Here is a 14200-nt window from a genome sequence, read left to right as displayed (position 1 = left end):
AAATGACGAAACGGATCCTGTTTTTCAGGATCCGTTTTAAAATACTCGTATGTCTGTGATCGTTGATTATTGTTGTGAAGTATCCGCATCTTCGCTCACGTTAAAAAAGGGGCGGTATCTGAACTCGTCACAGAGGAGCCGGCGAAGTTTAAGTGCAGTTGCGTCTGCTCCTGCGCTTTCGACTGCGCTTTCCTGCCCTGCCAGGTATTTCTTTCGCGCATAGTGCTGTGTATGCCGTTCAGGATCGTACGTTTTTTGTAGCTCCAGGCGGGCGAAATGAGCGTTGAGCGCGGTGCGTCGCCTGAGATCCTGTGTACTGTGACCTGAGGCGGGATCAGCTCCAGAGCTGATATGACCAGATCGGTGTATTCTTCGATACTGTCAAAGGAAACATAGTCAGGATAGAGCTTTTCCATGGGAGAACCCTTTACCAGATTGAACATATGCAGTTTTATTCCGAATATTCCCCGGCTGCATACGTGTTTTACGGAATCGAGCATCATTTCACGGGTCTCTCCGGGGAGTCCCAGGATCAGATGAGTCACGACAGGAATGCCGCGGCTTATCAGTTTTTTGACTGCGAGGTCATAATCGTCAAGCGTGTAGCAGAGATTCATTTTTGCGGCAGTTTCTGCATGTATGGTCTGAAGTCCGAGTTCCACCCACATGAATGTTTTTTTGTTGAGCTCTGCGAGCAGATCGACCACGTCATCCGGCAGACAGTCCGGCCGTGTAGCTATGGCGATGCCTTTTACAGACGGGTGTTCGAGAGCCGCACAGAACTTTTCGCGAAGCTCAGTAACGGGTGCATATGTATTCGTGTGGCTCTGGAAGTACGCTATGTAGCCTGCGCTGGGCCATTTGTCCGAAAGCAACGTTATCTGGCTGTCGAGGTCGGCTATGATATCTCCCGAACCGGCAGCAGTGTCACCTGAGCCGCTCGCTGAACAGAAAAGACAGCCGCCTACACCTTTGGTGCCGTCACGGTTCGGGCATGTGAATCCGCCGTCGATAGACAGTTTGACCATCTTCATCCCGAACTTTTTCTTCAGATAAGTGTTTACAGTGTTGATCCTCAGCTCCTGACCGTCAGAGTCGTCGAAAATCAGCGGTTTGCGGCTGCATGCCATAGTATCGTGCTCCTTTAAAATTTCATTATAAGTACATTTTCAATAGTCTGATTATATGATATAATAAACCATTATGATTGAGAGTAACAAGTGTTTGTTGGAAAATGAAAAAAAATATATGCCCGGAGATGATTTCGGAGAAACGACTGAGAAGCCTAAGCTGCTTCTGCACAGCTGCTGCGGACCGTGCAGCACTGCGGTGATAGAACGGCTTACCGATGAATTCGATGTGACGGTGTTCTTTTACAATCCATGCATAACGGAGGAAAAGGAATACCAGCTCAGGAGAAGCGCTCAGCTGCAGTATCTGGAAAAGTTCAACGAGGAAAACGCAGGAGTGACCAGAGTTTACTTTATGGAGCTGGATTACAGACCGCGCGATTTTCTCGAGGCAGTCAGAGGACTCGAGGATGAGCCTGAAGGCGGGGCCAGATGCAGCGTATGCTTTAAGCAGAGACTGGAAAAAACAGCTGAAACAGCAAGCCTTTCGGGGTATGACTATTTCGGCACTACGCTGACAGTCAGCCCGCACAAGAATTACAAGCTTATTTCCAGGATAGGCAGTGAGCTGGCGCTGCGATACAGACTTTCGTTTCTGGACAGAGACTTCAAGAAAAAAGACGGCTTCAGACGATCTGTTGAGCTGTCAAAAAAATACGGATTATACCGCCAGAACTACTGCGGTTGTAAATATTCAAACAGAAGAGGAGATGAGTGATAATGAGTGGACTTATAATCCCTAAGAACTACACGCCGTTCATTGACTACATGGAAAGTCAGAGAGCGATTAAAAAAATAAAGGACTTTTTCCAGCAGGAGCTGGCTTACGGTCTCAGGCTGCGCAGAGTTTCCGCACCGCTGTTCGTGGCGCCGGAATCCGGACTGAACGACAACCTGAATGGAGTTGAACGTACTGTAAGCTTTACGATAAAGGACATGGATGAAAAAAAGGTAGAGATCGTGCAGTCTCTTGCAAAATGGAAGAGAATGGCGCTCGGAAGATACAAGTTCAAGCCGGGTACAGGGCTTTACACGGACATGAACGCGATAAGGCGCGATGAGGAGCTCGACAACCTTCACTCCATCTATGTGGACCAGTGGGACTGGGAGAAAGTCATAAACAAGGAAGACAGGACGGAAGAATATCTGGAGGAGACCGTGGTAACGCTTTACAATGCCATAAAGAACCTCAACGACTATGTCAACAGACTTTACAATGAACTGAAGACAGAGCTTCCGAACGAGATATTCTTTATAACCTCGCAGGAGCTGGAGGATATGTATCCTGACAAGACTCCGAAGGAACGCGAGGATATCATAGCAAGAGAAAAACGTGCCGTTTTCATCAGGAAAATAGGCGGACAGCTGAAATCGGGCCAGAAGCACGACGGAAGAGCTCCGGATTATGATGACTGGGAGCTGAACGGCGATATAATCCTCTGGAACGACGTGCTGGATCGCGCATTCGAGATCTCTTCGATGGGGATCAGAGTCGACGAGAAGGCGATGGACAGACAGCTGACTCTTGCAGGAGCTGATGACAGACGCGGCATGGAATTCCACAGGATGATCCTTAACGGCGAACTTCCGTATACTATAGGCGGAGGTATAGGTCAGAGCAGACTCTGCATGTATTTCCTCAGAAAAGCGCACATAGGCGAAGTGCAGGCGTCGATATGGCCTGATGAAATGATCAGGGAGTGCAGGGAAAACGATATTTTCCTGCTGTAGCTGATGAAATACGTAGACCTGGTCATAGACAACAAAAGCGACAGCACAGACATCCTTTATACATACGGATGTGAAGACGACAGCGTCTGCGTCGGAAGCAAGGTATACGTGCCCTTTGCACAAAGCCGGAATCTCAGAGACGGCTATGTGGCTGCGGTTTCGGATCGTGCGCCGGAAGGTCTGGGCGCAAAGCTCAGATATGTAGACAGCGTGGATCCGGACGTTTCGCTCACGCCTGAAATGGTGCGTACGGCACTGTGGATGAGGCAGAGATATCTTTGCAGATATATAGACGCGATAAAGTGCTTCACACCTGCAGGCAGCAAACTGAAGAAGGGCACGAGAAAAGATCCGTTCGCCGGCAGGCAGGGAGTGGAGTCCGAAGTCGCACAGCTGACGAAGCAGCAGAACGATGCGCTTGCGGAGATCGGAGAAGCTGTCGAAAGCGGACAGCATGAGAGGTTTCTGATACACGGCGTCACCGGAAGCGGCAAGACTGAGATCTATATCAGAGCGACTGAAAAGGTGCTTGATAAGCGCCGGAAGGCGATCATTCTCGTACCTGAGATATCGCTCACTGCGCAGATAATAGACAGATTCATCGGGAGATTCGGCAGCGACAGGATAGCGGTGCTGCACAGCAGGCTGTCACTGGGAGAGCGATACGATCAGTGGAAAAAGATAAGAGACGGCGGCGTGGATATCGTCATCGGAGCAAGATCGGCGGTGTTCGCGCCGCTTGAGCATCTGGGGCTGATCGTTGTGGACGAGGAGCACGAATCCACGTACAAATCCGACCATACTCCCAAGTATGATACTGTAGAAGTGGCAGTAAAACGCCTTCAGGATAAAGACAGCAGGGGTGTGCTGATACTCGGCAGCGCCACACCGTCGGTAGCGACGTACAGGCGAAGCGAAGAAGGCATATACAGACTTATAAAGCTCACGGAAAGATACAATAAAGTGAGCATGCCGGAAGTGACGGTGACTGATATGCGTGATGAGCTCAGATCCGGGAACACGTCGGTGATAAGCGGCAGGCTGTATCAGTCGATGAAAGAGCAGCTCGGCGCGGGTAAGCAGGTGATGCTTTTCCTGAACCGAAGAGGATATTCGACATTCATTTCGTGCAGAGAATGCGGTTATGTCGCAAAATGCCCGACTTGCGGGCTTTCTCTGACTTATCATAAAAAAAACGGCAGCGCGGTATGCCATTACTGCGGGTATCAGACAGCGGCCATAAGCAGCTGTCCTGATTGCGGGAGCCGATATGTGAAATATTTCGGCAGCGGTACCGAAAAAGTTGAAGAGACAGTTTCGGCTATGTTTCCGGAGTACAGCACGGAAAGACTGGACCTTGATTCAGTCAGGAAAAAAGGGGAGCTCGAGCGCAGGCTCAGAGCGTTTCAGAAAGGAAAGACAGACATACTGATAGGGACGCAGCTGATCGCAAAGGGACTCGACTTTAAAAATGTCGGACTCGTAGGGATAGTATCAGCTGACGTCGCATTGAACATACCGGATTTCAGATCGCCGGAAAGGGCGCTGCAGCTTATCATACAGGCGGCGGGCCGTGCCGGCAGAGGAGATGAAAAGGGAAAAGTCGTGATACAGACGTACAGCCCTGAACACTATGCCGTAGCATTTGCGGCGGCACAGGATTACGAAGGCTTTTACAAAACGGAGATACAGCTCAGGAAATACATGGGGTATCCGCCGTTCAGCGACATGTTCCAGATACTGTTCACATCTGCAGATCAGCAGGAGGCGCTGAGAGGCGCACAGAGCTGGCACGACAGGCTGATGAAAGCACTGCCTGAAGAAGAAAAGGGGAATCTTTTCAGACCGCAGGAAGCGTACATGAGCAAAATAAAGGAAAAATACAGATATTCGATGCTTATAAAGTGCCCGAAGGGCAGGCGCAGAGGATATTCGGATATGATAAATTCCATAAGGGAAGAAGACAAGAAGGACAGAAAGAAGAATTATACGGCGGTCACGGACATAAATCCGTACAGCTTTGAATAGGAGGTTTTGATTCGATGGCACTCAGAAACATAGTCACAGAAGGGGATCCTATCCTCAGAAAAAAATGTCGTGAAGTCGATAAAGTGGATGACAGGATAAGGACGATCCTAGACGACATGGTAGAGACGATGAAAGACGCAAACGGCGTAGGGCTGGCGGCGCCTCAGATCGGCATGATGAGAAGGATGTTCGTGGCAGAGCCTGAGCCGGATGAGATATATTATTTCGTGAATCCGGAGATAATAAGCATGACAGGGACTCAGGAAAGCGAGGAAGGATGCCTTTCAGTTCCGGGATATTCGGGTCTGGTAGACCGTCCGGAGAAGATAAGGATAAAGGGCCTTGGAAGGGACGGAGAACCTCAGGAATATGAATTCGAAGGGTTCAGAGCCATCGTGATGTGTCACGAATACGATCACCTCGACGGGATACTTTATACCGACAAGGCAAAAGAAGTGTACCAGATAACAGCAGAGGGGGAATGATGCTCAGATGAAGATCGTTTATATGGGGACTCCGGATTTTGCGGTACCTGCGCTTGAAGCCCTTCACAAGGAAGGCTACGAGATACCTTTTGTCGTGACTCAGCCTGATGCGCTGCGGGATCGCGGCAAAAAGGTGAAATTCCCTCCGGTGAAGGAAAAGGCGCTGGAGCTGGGACTGCAGGTGATGCAGCCGGAGAAGATGAGAAAAGACGAAGGGTTCATAAAAACGCTCAGAGATGCGGCGCCGGATCTTATCGTAGTAGCTGCATACGGTCAGCTGCTTCCGAAGGAAGTGCTGGACATACCGGCCAAGGGCTGTGTAAATATACACGGGTCGCTGCTGCCGAGGTTCAGAGGTGCAGCACCTGTACAGAGGGCTATCATAGCCGGGGACGAAGAGACCGGTATCACGCTCATGTATATGGAGGAAGGACTCGATACGGGTGATATGATCGCCAAGCGGTCGACGTCCACTGCAGGGAAGACGGGCCAGCAGCTCCATGACGAGCTTTCGCAGATGGGTGCTGAGCTTCTGGTGGAGACGATACCGCATCTTGATGCGATCACTGCTGAAAAGCAGAATGACGAAGAATCCACATATGCGCCTATGATATCAAAGAGTGAAGGTCATATAGACTTTTCCAGGACTCCGGATGAGATCGAGCGTATCATCAGAGCCTTCGACCCGTGGCCGGGTTCATATGCATACTGCGGTGACAAGATGATGAAGCTGTGGCAGGCAGAGGTACCGGGTATCAAAACCGGAGCGGCGAACGGTACAGTGATCGGAACGGGAGAAAACGGGATCGATGTCGCAGCGGCCGGAGAAGTGCTGAGAATAACGCAGATACAGGTGCCCGGCAAAAAAAGAGTTGCTGTCAGAGAATATTTAAAAGGCAATTCCATTGAAATTGGAACGGTTTTAGGATAAAATCAGATTTGGAGGAATAATATATGTATTTTGGCATGTTTGATCCAACAGTCATTTTGCTGATACCGGCGATCATTTTTTCCCTGTATGCTCAGGCTAAGGTGAAAAGCGCATACAGCAGATATTCGGGTATAGCAAACAGAAGAGGCCTGACAGGACGTCAGGCGGCGCGGATGATACTGGACAGCAACGGACTCAGACATGTCCCTATAGAAATGGTATCAGGGACACTTACAGATCATTATGATCCATCAAAAGATGTGATGCGTCTTTCGGCGCAGGTACACAACGGAACATCCATAGCAGCTGTGAGTATCGCGGCCCATGAATCGGGGCATGCGATACAGGACGGGACTGCCTATGGCTTTTTGCGTTTCAGGAATGCGATAGCGCCGGTCGTCAATCTCGTGTCGGCGGCATCGTGGCCGCTCCTGCTGATAGGACTGATGATAATCTGGGCAGGAAACAGGACAACAGGCAACCTCATCTTTGATCTTGGAGTGATATTCTTTGCCGTGGTAGTGCTGTTCCATACGATCACACTGCCGGTTGAATTCAATGCGAGCAGCAGAGCTGTGAAGCAGCTGCAGGCTCTGAATATAATAGACGCGTCCGAAGTGAAGGGTGCGAGGAAGGTACTGTCGGCTGCAGCGATGACTTATGTGGCAGCACTGGCTACAGCAGTCGCAAATCTGATAAGGATATTAATGATAAGGGGGCGCGATTGATGGATATAAACAGAAAGACCGCATATCTTGCACTTATGGATGTGGAATCACGTAAAGCGTATTCCAATCTGGCGATAAATCACCAGATCGCACTGAACAAGCCGGGTTCGCCGGCATTTGTCCGCGAACTGGTTTACGGCGTACTGGAAAACAAGCTGACGCTTGACTACTATATAGACCAGCTGCTCAATGAAGGTATAGAAAGTCTGAGGCAGCAGGAGCTGAATATCATAAGGATGGGCATATATCAGCTCAGCCGAATGGATTCCGTTCCGGAGTATGCTGCAGTGAATGAAAGCGTCGTTCTCGCGAAGCGATACACCAAGGGCATGGCAGGACTCGTGAACGGAGTGCTGCGTGAGTACCTGAGCAAGAAGATACAGCTAAGGCTTCCTGACAGAGCTGACGGCGAAGTGGAGTATCTGTCCATAAAATATTCATATGCGCCGTGGATCGTACAGCTCTGGCTGGAGAATTACAGTGCGGATTTTGTTGAAGCGCTTCTCAAGGCCGGCAATGTGACGCCGCCTATGACTGTCAGACTGAACTGGCTCAAGGTCATGAAACAGGATCTGATAAAAAAGCTTGAAGAACAGCATTTCAGCGTTGAGGAAGGCAGACTCTGCCAGAATGCACTCAATGTCAGGGGCAGCAGGCTGCTGGACACAGAAATGTACAAGCTCGGGATGTTCACTCCTCAGGATGAGAGCTCGATGCTCGTGGCAGAGAAGCTCGATCCCAAGCACGGAGAGCTCGTGATGGATGTATGTGCTGCTCCGGGAGGAAAGACTACAGCCATAGCAGAGAGAATGAACAATACCGGCAGGATAATAGCGTCTGATATTTACAGAAGAAAACTCGATCTTATCGATAAAGAAGCGAAAAGACTCGGGATAACCAATATAGAAACAAGATCATGGGACGCCACGAGAGTGGATTCCTCGATGCTCCACAAGGCGGACAGAGTGCTGGTGGATGCACCGTGTTCGGGTCTTGGAGTAGTCCGCAGAAAACCGGAAATCAAATACAAACCTATGACAGAAGAAATGGAACTGCTTCCTAAGAAGCAGCTGGCGATACTTTCAGCTTCATCGAGCTACGTAAAACCGGGCGGAAGACTTGTCTACAGTACTTGCACTGTAAACCCGAACGAGAACGAAAGAGTGACAGAGCTTTTCCTCAAGAGGAATCCGTCATTCTCAAAAATCGAAAGAACGCTGCTGCTGCCTAATATAAATGGCACGGACGGATTTTTCATCTGCGTTATGGAAAAGAGCACAAGTCTGCTGTAGCGTTGAAAAATGCAGGAAAGGGCAATAGGTGATGGTTCAGATAGGATTCAAATGCAACAAAGGCCTGGTTCGTGAAAAAAACGAAGATGCGTGTTTTGTCATACCGAGTCATGATGTGTACATAGTTGCCGACGGAGTTGGCGGAAACAATTCCGGTGAAGTGGCGAGCAGGACGGCTGTGAGCGAGATCGCAAACTATGTCACGAGCAACGATCTCAGAGAATGCAGGGAGCCGTATGATATTTTCGGGTTTTTTGCATCTGCGATAGACAGCGCGAACGGGAAGATCTACAGGCTGGGACTTGAAAACGAAGACAATCGCGGCATGGCGACGACAGTCGTGACCGCTTACATATATAAAAGCGTCGCATACATAGCAAACCTAGGTGACAGCAGGGCGTACCTGTTCAGAGGGGGGACGCTCAGCAGGATAACGAAAGATCATACATATGTGAACGAGCTTATAGACAAAGGCGTGATCACGGAAGAAGAGGCGGAAAATCACAAACAGAAAAATGTTATAACCAGGGCGCTGGGGGCGGAAAAATCGGTAGAACCGGATTTTTACCGTCTTGACGTGTCCAGAAACGACATACTCATGCTGTGTTCGGACGGCCTTTACGGTGAGGTCGCTCCGGAAAAGATAGCGGAGATACTCGCAGGTGAAGGCAATATGAACGATATATGCACACAGCTTGTGGATGAAGCGATAAGATGCGGTGGAAGAGATAACATAACGGTTGTTTGTTTAAAGATATAGAGGATTGAATATAGGAGGAAGTTATGAGCAATAAAGTTCTGGCAGGGAGATATGAACTGTTTGAGCGAATAGGCGAGGGCGGTATGTCCGTTGTGTACAAGGCAAAAGACAAGCTGCTCAATCGTTTTGTGGCGATAAAGATACTGAAGCCGCAGTTTATCAATGACAGCAAATTCATTGACAGCTTCAGAAGAGAATCACAGGCGGCAGCGAGCATGTCGCATCCCAATATAGTAAACATTTACGATGTCGGAAGAGAAGGCAACATCCATTACATAGTGATGGAGCTTATAGAGGGGCGGACTCTGAGCGATTATATAAAAGAGCAGGGGCCGATGTCCTATCCGAAGGTGATAGCACTGTCGAAGCAGATCGCTGCAGCGCTGGCCTTTGCGCATAAGAACCATATCATACACAGGGACGTAAAACCTCACAATGTCATGATAACGCCTAACGGAACTGCGAAGATAACAGACTTCGGTATAGCGAAAGCTGTCAATGCAGCGACGATAGTTGACAATACGGAAGGAATCATAGGCTCAGTTCATTATTTTTCACCGGAACAGGCAAGAGGTGGTTATGTAGATGAAAAATCAGACATATATTCACTGGGAATAGTGATGTACGAGATGCTTACAGGCAGAGTCCCGTTTGACGGGGACAATCCTGTGAACATTGCGCTGATGCATATAAACGGTGAAATGATACCGCCGTCAAAGCTGGTGCCGGGCGTTCCGCCGGCTCTTGAACACATAATCCTCAAATGTACGGACAAATATCCGGTAAACAGATATGCTTCAGCTGAGGAACTGATAGAGGCGCTGAACAATCTGGAATTCGTGGGAAGCGTTGTCGGCGATTCAGTGCTCATGGGCGGAGCTACAGGCACGATGAACGGCGTGAGAAACGGCAGAGGTCCGATCGCTGAAACAGATTACGATGACGGTGAGGATCGTGATGGCGATGATGACGCTCGCGGCGGGAAGAAAGACAAGAAGAACAGGAAACCGATGGACAAGAAGAAAAAGATGATAATAATCATCGCATCGGTTGTCGGAGCACTGGTGCTGGGACTTGTGATAGCATTCGCGGCGGGAGTGTTCGGCGGAGAAGAGATAGATGCGCCGGATTTCAAGAACATGACGTTCGAAGAAGCACAGCAGGCTGCAGATACATATAATCTCAAGGTCAAGAAAGGTGACGAGGTTGTGAGCGACGAGGTCGAAAAGGGCAAGATCGTTTCGCAGGATCCTAAGGCCGGGACCAAGATCAAGACAGGAAGCACGATAAAGGTAAACATAAGCAAAGGCCTGGGAGACGGAGATGTGCCTGATCTCGAAGGAAAGAGCCAGGATGAGCTAGAATCGTATCTTGAGGCGGCAGGCTTCAAGCTGGGAACAGTCACTACGGAAGCCAGCGAAAAAGAAGCAGGAACAGTCCTCAGACAGGATCCTAAAGCAGGTTCAAAGGCAGAAAAGGGAAGTACGATAAACGTAGTCGTGAGCGATGGCTCAAAGGCAAAGGCAGTCGTGCCGTATCTCGTAGGCAAGAGTCTTGAGGATGCGCAGGCGGCACTGCTGAACGCAGGACTGACGATAGGCAGCATAAGTTATGACTACAGCAGCACATATGCGGAAGGCGAGGTAATGTGGCAGCAGTACGATGCGAATGCACAGCTCGACAAGGGCACTGCAGTCAAGATCAGAGTGAGCAAGGGCAACAAGCCTGCAGATCAGCCGACTACCAAACCGACAGATGAAGATGATGATAATTAATGAAACAACTTGTGCCGGTCATCTGAACGGCACGATCGTAAAAGGTATCGCCGGGTTTTATTATGTAAAATCCGGCGTTGCAGTCTACAGATGCAAAGCTCGCGGGATATTCAAGCAGCGCGATATAAAGCCGGCTGTGGGCGATGAAGTGACGATAGAAGTGATACCGGACAACGATGACAGCGTGATAACCGATATAAAGGAAAGAAAGAACAGCTTCATAAGGCCGTTCGTTGCTAATGTCGACTGTTTTGCAGTAGTAACTGCAGCGTTGAAGCCGGCGCCTGTACTTCCGGTCATCGACAGATTTCTCGTGATGGCGGAGAAGGCGGAGACTGATATAGTCATATGCATAAACAAATGCGATCTTGCGGAAAATGCAGACGATAGAAAAAACAAGAGCGGAAGGAAGGCTGCTGAAAACATAGAGATCCTTAAAGAGACATACGGGCCGCTTTATCCTGTCGTATGCATAGACAGCGTGAACGAGACAGGCTTTGACGAGCTGCGCCGCGTGATAAAAGGAAAAAAGACAGCGCTTGCAGGTCCGTCCGGAGTGGGAAAGTCGACGATACTGAACAGACTGATACCGCATGCGGAGGCTGAGACCGGCAAGATAAGCGAAAAATCCCAGCGCGGAAAGCATACTACGAGACACTCCGAGCTTTTTACGATCGATGAGGAAGACGGGACGATGATATTCGATACCCCGGGGTTCACTTCCTTTGACGTGCTGGAGGCAGATGAAGACGAACTGCAGCATTTTTTCCCGGAAACAGCAGCAAGACTCGGCACATGCAGATACAGTGACTGCAGGCATATGGCAGAGCCGGGATGCAGCGTGCGGGCCGCACTTGAAAACAACGAGATCAGCAGGAGCCGATATGACTCGTATATAAGCATGATGGATGAGATAAAACGATCGAAACAGTATTAGGAACATACAGGAGGAATCAAAATGATACAACTGGCTCCGTCAATATTATCGGCGGATTTTTCAAAACTAGGCGAAAATGTGGGGACGATAGAAACGGCCGGAGCGCACCTCATACATGTGGATGTGATGGATGGACATTTCGTGCCGAACATCAGCTTCGGAGCAGCAGTGATGAAAAGCCTGCTGGGAAAGACAGCGATGCCGTTCGATGTGCATCTGATGATAGAAGATCCGGACAGATACCTGGAGGATTTCGTTACAGACCAGACTGAATATATAACGGTCCATCAGGAAGCATGCACGCACCTGAACAGGACGATACAGCACATAAAGTCACAGGGAGTCAAGGCAGGCGTTGCGCTCAACCCGGCAACACCGCTGGAGACGCTGGACTACTGCATCGAAGATCTGGACATGGTGCTTGTGATGTCTGTGAATCCGGGATTCGGAGGACAGAAATTCATACCGTCAGCACTCAGAAAAGTCCGGGAGCTTTACAGGATGAAGCAGGAACGCAATCCGGAGCTCAGGATTGAGATCGACGGAGGTATAAATCTGAAAAATGTAAAAGAAGTGACTGATGCGGGCGTCGAGATAGTAGTGGCCGGATCGTCAGTATTTGGAAGCAGCGATATCGCAGGAAGTGTCAGAGAGTTTATTGCTGCATTTGAATAGGAGGACAAAATGAAAATAGTACTCGATGGAATGGGAGGAGATCACGCACCTGCAGAGATCGTAAAGGGAGCTGTGATGGCGGCAGGCATGATAAAGCACGATATATATATCGTGGGAAAAAAAGATGCGATAGAAGCCGAACTCCAGAAGAACAAGTTCAAAGGTAAGAATATAAAAATCGTAGACGCGGCGGAAGTGATCACGATGGACGACAGTCCGGTGAAAGCGATAAGAAGGAAGACAGAATCCTCGATGGTAGTGGGTCTGAACATGGTCAGAGACGGACACGGAGACATATTCATCTCGGGAGGCAACACAGGCGCTCTCGTCGTGGGATCAAGAATGATACTGGGCAGGATCGAAGGTATAGACAGACCTGTACTGGCGAGCATATATCCGTGCCTCGGCGGTGAACCGTCACTGCTCGTGGACGCCGGTGCAAGCTCTGAAGCAAAGGCGCAGAACCTGCTTGAATACGGACTCATGGGAAGTATTTACATGGAGAAGGTATGGGGCAGAGAAAATCCAAGAGTAGGGCTTGTCAACCTGGGAGTTGAAGAAAGCAAGGGAACGAGCGTCACCAAGGATGCATACCAGAAGCTCAAAACAGCGTCGATAAATTTCATTGGAAATGTCGAGGCTCGTGAAGTCCCAGTGGGCGCATGTGAAGTCATAGTCTGCGACGGCTTCGTCGGAAATGTCATCCTCAAGCTGACCGAGGGACTCGCATGGAATATCCTGAAGCTGATAAAAAACAAGCTGATGAGAAACATAAAGACAAAGATGGCGGCACTGATGCTGAAATCCGATCTGTCATCACTGAAGCAGGATTTTGACTATGAGGAATACGGCGGAGCTCCGATACTGGGAGTCAACGGTCCCGTAATAAAGATACACGGATCTTCCGGAGCGAATGCTGTGAAGAATGCGATCATCAAGGGGATACCGTACAGCGAGGAAAATGTGGTCGAGATCATAAGGCAGTCTATGCTCGATCTGGAAGAGATCATAGAAAAGGATGAAGAGGAGTAGATCGGTACATGGAGGATATAAGGCAGCTTGAAGAAAAGATCGGATACCGGTTCAATGATATTTCGATCCTTAAAACCGCTGTTACCCACAGTTCATATATCAAGGAGCACGACAGGAGCACGAAGAGCAATGAACGGCTGGAGTTCCTGGGAGATGCGTTTTTTGACGCGATCATAGGCGAGAAGCTTTTCAGGATGTTCCCTCAGAAGGAAGAGGGGTACCTGTCCAGGACGAGAGCGACGCTTGTCTGTGAGAAATCACTGGCGGAAAAAGCGAAGCAGCTCGGGCTGGGTGAATATATACTGCTGGGCAACGGCGAAGAGCATAATGGCGGAAGAAACAGAGAGTCGATCCTGGCGGATACGATGGAAGCCATAATGGGAGCTGTTTATATTGACGGCGGATTTGAAGCTGTAAAAGACGTGGTGCTCTGTCTGTTCAGGGATGCGATAGAGGATGTAAAACGCGGGAAGTATATCATCGTGGATTACAAGACGAGGCTTCAGGAAAAGCTGCAGATAAATGGAGCTGCGAACATACGCTACAATATGCTGGAGGAACTGGGGCCGGACCACGACAAGACATTCGTGGTGCAGCTTGCAGTCAACGGCAGACCTGTGAGCACAGGCAGAGGAAAGAGTAAAAAACAGGCTGAGCAGAATGCTGCGAAGGCGATGCTGGAAAAGGAGCAGTGAT

General features: G+C 49.4%; 14 protein-coding genes. 13 read left to right on the top strand and 1 reads right to left on the bottom strand.

The window, feature by feature from the left end; translation table 11 throughout:
* Positions 1–95: 95 nt before the first annotated feature.
* Complete coding sequence (locus tag OCV59_RS04285; protein WP_147593273.1) at positions 96–1130, bottom strand: TIGR01212 family radical SAM protein; 1035 nt, start codon at positions 1128–1130, stop codon at positions 96–98.
* 118 nt (positions 1131–1248) lie between these two features.
* Here OCV59_RS04285 and OCV59_RS04280 point away from each other — a divergent pair, with 118 nt between their 5' ends.
* From OCV59_RS04280 to rnc, 13 genes are read left to right on the top strand one after another with little or no spacing between them, the layout of a single operon-like run.
* Positions 1249–1848, top strand: a complete 600-nt coding sequence (locus tag OCV59_RS04280) for an epoxyqueuosine reductase QueH (protein WP_262584109.1) — start codon at positions 1249–1251, stop codon at positions 1846–1848.
* A gap of 2 nt (positions 1849–1850) precedes the next feature.
* The gene (gene asnA / locus OCV59_RS04275; RefSeq protein ID WP_262584108.1) at positions 1851–2861 is read left to right on the top strand and encodes an aspartate--ammonia ligase; all 1011 of its coding nucleotides are present in this window, start codon (positions 1851–1853) and stop codon (positions 2859–2861) included.
* Positions 2862–2864: 3 nt separating this feature from the next.
* Positions 2865–4889, top strand: coding sequence for a replication restart helicase PriA (priA, locus tag OCV59_RS04270; protein WP_147593270.1), 2025 nt, complete (start codon positions 2865–2867; stop codon positions 4887–4889).
* 14 nt (positions 4890–4903) lie between these two features.
* Positions 4904–5374, top strand: a complete 471-nt coding sequence (gene def, locus OCV59_RS04265; RefSeq protein WP_147593269.1) for a peptide deformylase — start codon at positions 4904–4906, stop codon at positions 5372–5374.
* A gap of 7 nt (positions 5375–5381) precedes the next feature.
* Entirely contained in the window at positions 5382–6305 is a 924-nt protein-coding gene (fmt, locus tag OCV59_RS04260; RefSeq protein WP_147593268.1) for a methionyl-tRNA formyltransferase, read from the top strand.
* A 23-nt stretch (positions 6306–6328) separates the two neighbouring features.
* On the top strand, positions 6329–7033 hold the full coding sequence (locus OCV59_RS04255; protein ID WP_147593267.1) for a zinc metallopeptidase: 705 nt from the start codon (positions 6329–6331) through the stop codon (positions 7031–7033).
* Positions 7033–8325 (top strand): 16S rRNA (cytosine(967)-C(5))-methyltransferase RsmB, encoded by a 1293-nt coding sequence (gene rsmB / locus OCV59_RS04250; protein ID WP_147593266.1) that lies wholly within the window; start codon positions 7033–7035, stop codon positions 8323–8325. The genes OCV59_RS04255 and rsmB overlap by 1 nt, the downstream gene beginning before the upstream one ends.
* Positions 8326–8356: 31 nt before the next feature.
* Complete coding sequence (locus OCV59_RS04245) at positions 8357–9085, top strand: Stp1/IreP family PP2C-type Ser/Thr phosphatase (RefSeq protein ID WP_147593265.1); 729 nt, start codon at positions 8357–8359, stop codon at positions 9083–9085.
* A gap of 23 nt (positions 9086–9108) precedes the next feature.
* Positions 9109–10860 carry a Stk1 family PASTA domain-containing Ser/Thr kinase gene (gene pknB, locus OCV59_RS04240; RefSeq protein ID WP_147593264.1) on the top strand — a complete coding sequence of 584 codons (1752 nt, stop codon included), beginning with the start codon at positions 9109–9111 and terminating at the stop codon, positions 10858–10860.
* Positions 10847–11797 (top strand): ribosome small subunit-dependent GTPase A, encoded by a 951-nt coding sequence (rsgA, locus tag OCV59_RS04235; RefSeq protein WP_262584107.1) that lies wholly within the window; start codon positions 10847–10849, stop codon positions 11795–11797. Before pknB ends, rsgA begins: the two co-directional genes overlap by 14 nt.
* 21 nt (positions 11798–11818) lie before the next feature.
* Complete coding sequence (gene rpe / locus OCV59_RS04230) at positions 11819–12472, top strand: ribulose-phosphate 3-epimerase (RefSeq protein WP_262584106.1); 654 nt, start codon at positions 11819–11821, stop codon at positions 12470–12472.
* A gap of 9 nt (positions 12473–12481) precedes the next feature.
* On the top strand, positions 12482–13504 hold the full coding sequence (gene plsX / locus OCV59_RS04225) for a phosphate acyltransferase PlsX (RefSeq protein WP_147593263.1): 1023 nt from the start codon (positions 12482–12484) through the stop codon (positions 13502–13504).
* Positions 13505–13512: 8 nt separating this feature from the next.
* Positions 13513–14199, top strand: coding sequence for a ribonuclease III (rnc, locus tag OCV59_RS04220; RefSeq protein ID WP_147593262.1), 687 nt, complete (start codon positions 13513–13515; stop codon positions 14197–14199).
* Position 14200: the final 1 nt, after the last annotated feature.

Origin of the sequence: Brotomerdimonas butyrica (genome assembly GCF_025567305.1) — a bacterium.
In the GTDB taxonomy this organism is placed as follows: domain Bacteria; phylum Bacillota; class Clostridia; order Peptostreptococcales; family Anaerovoracaceae; genus Lentihominibacter; species Lentihominibacter butyricus.
The sequence above is the reverse complement of the archived record's forward strand: the minus strand, read 5'-3'. Positions and strand labels throughout refer to the sequence as shown.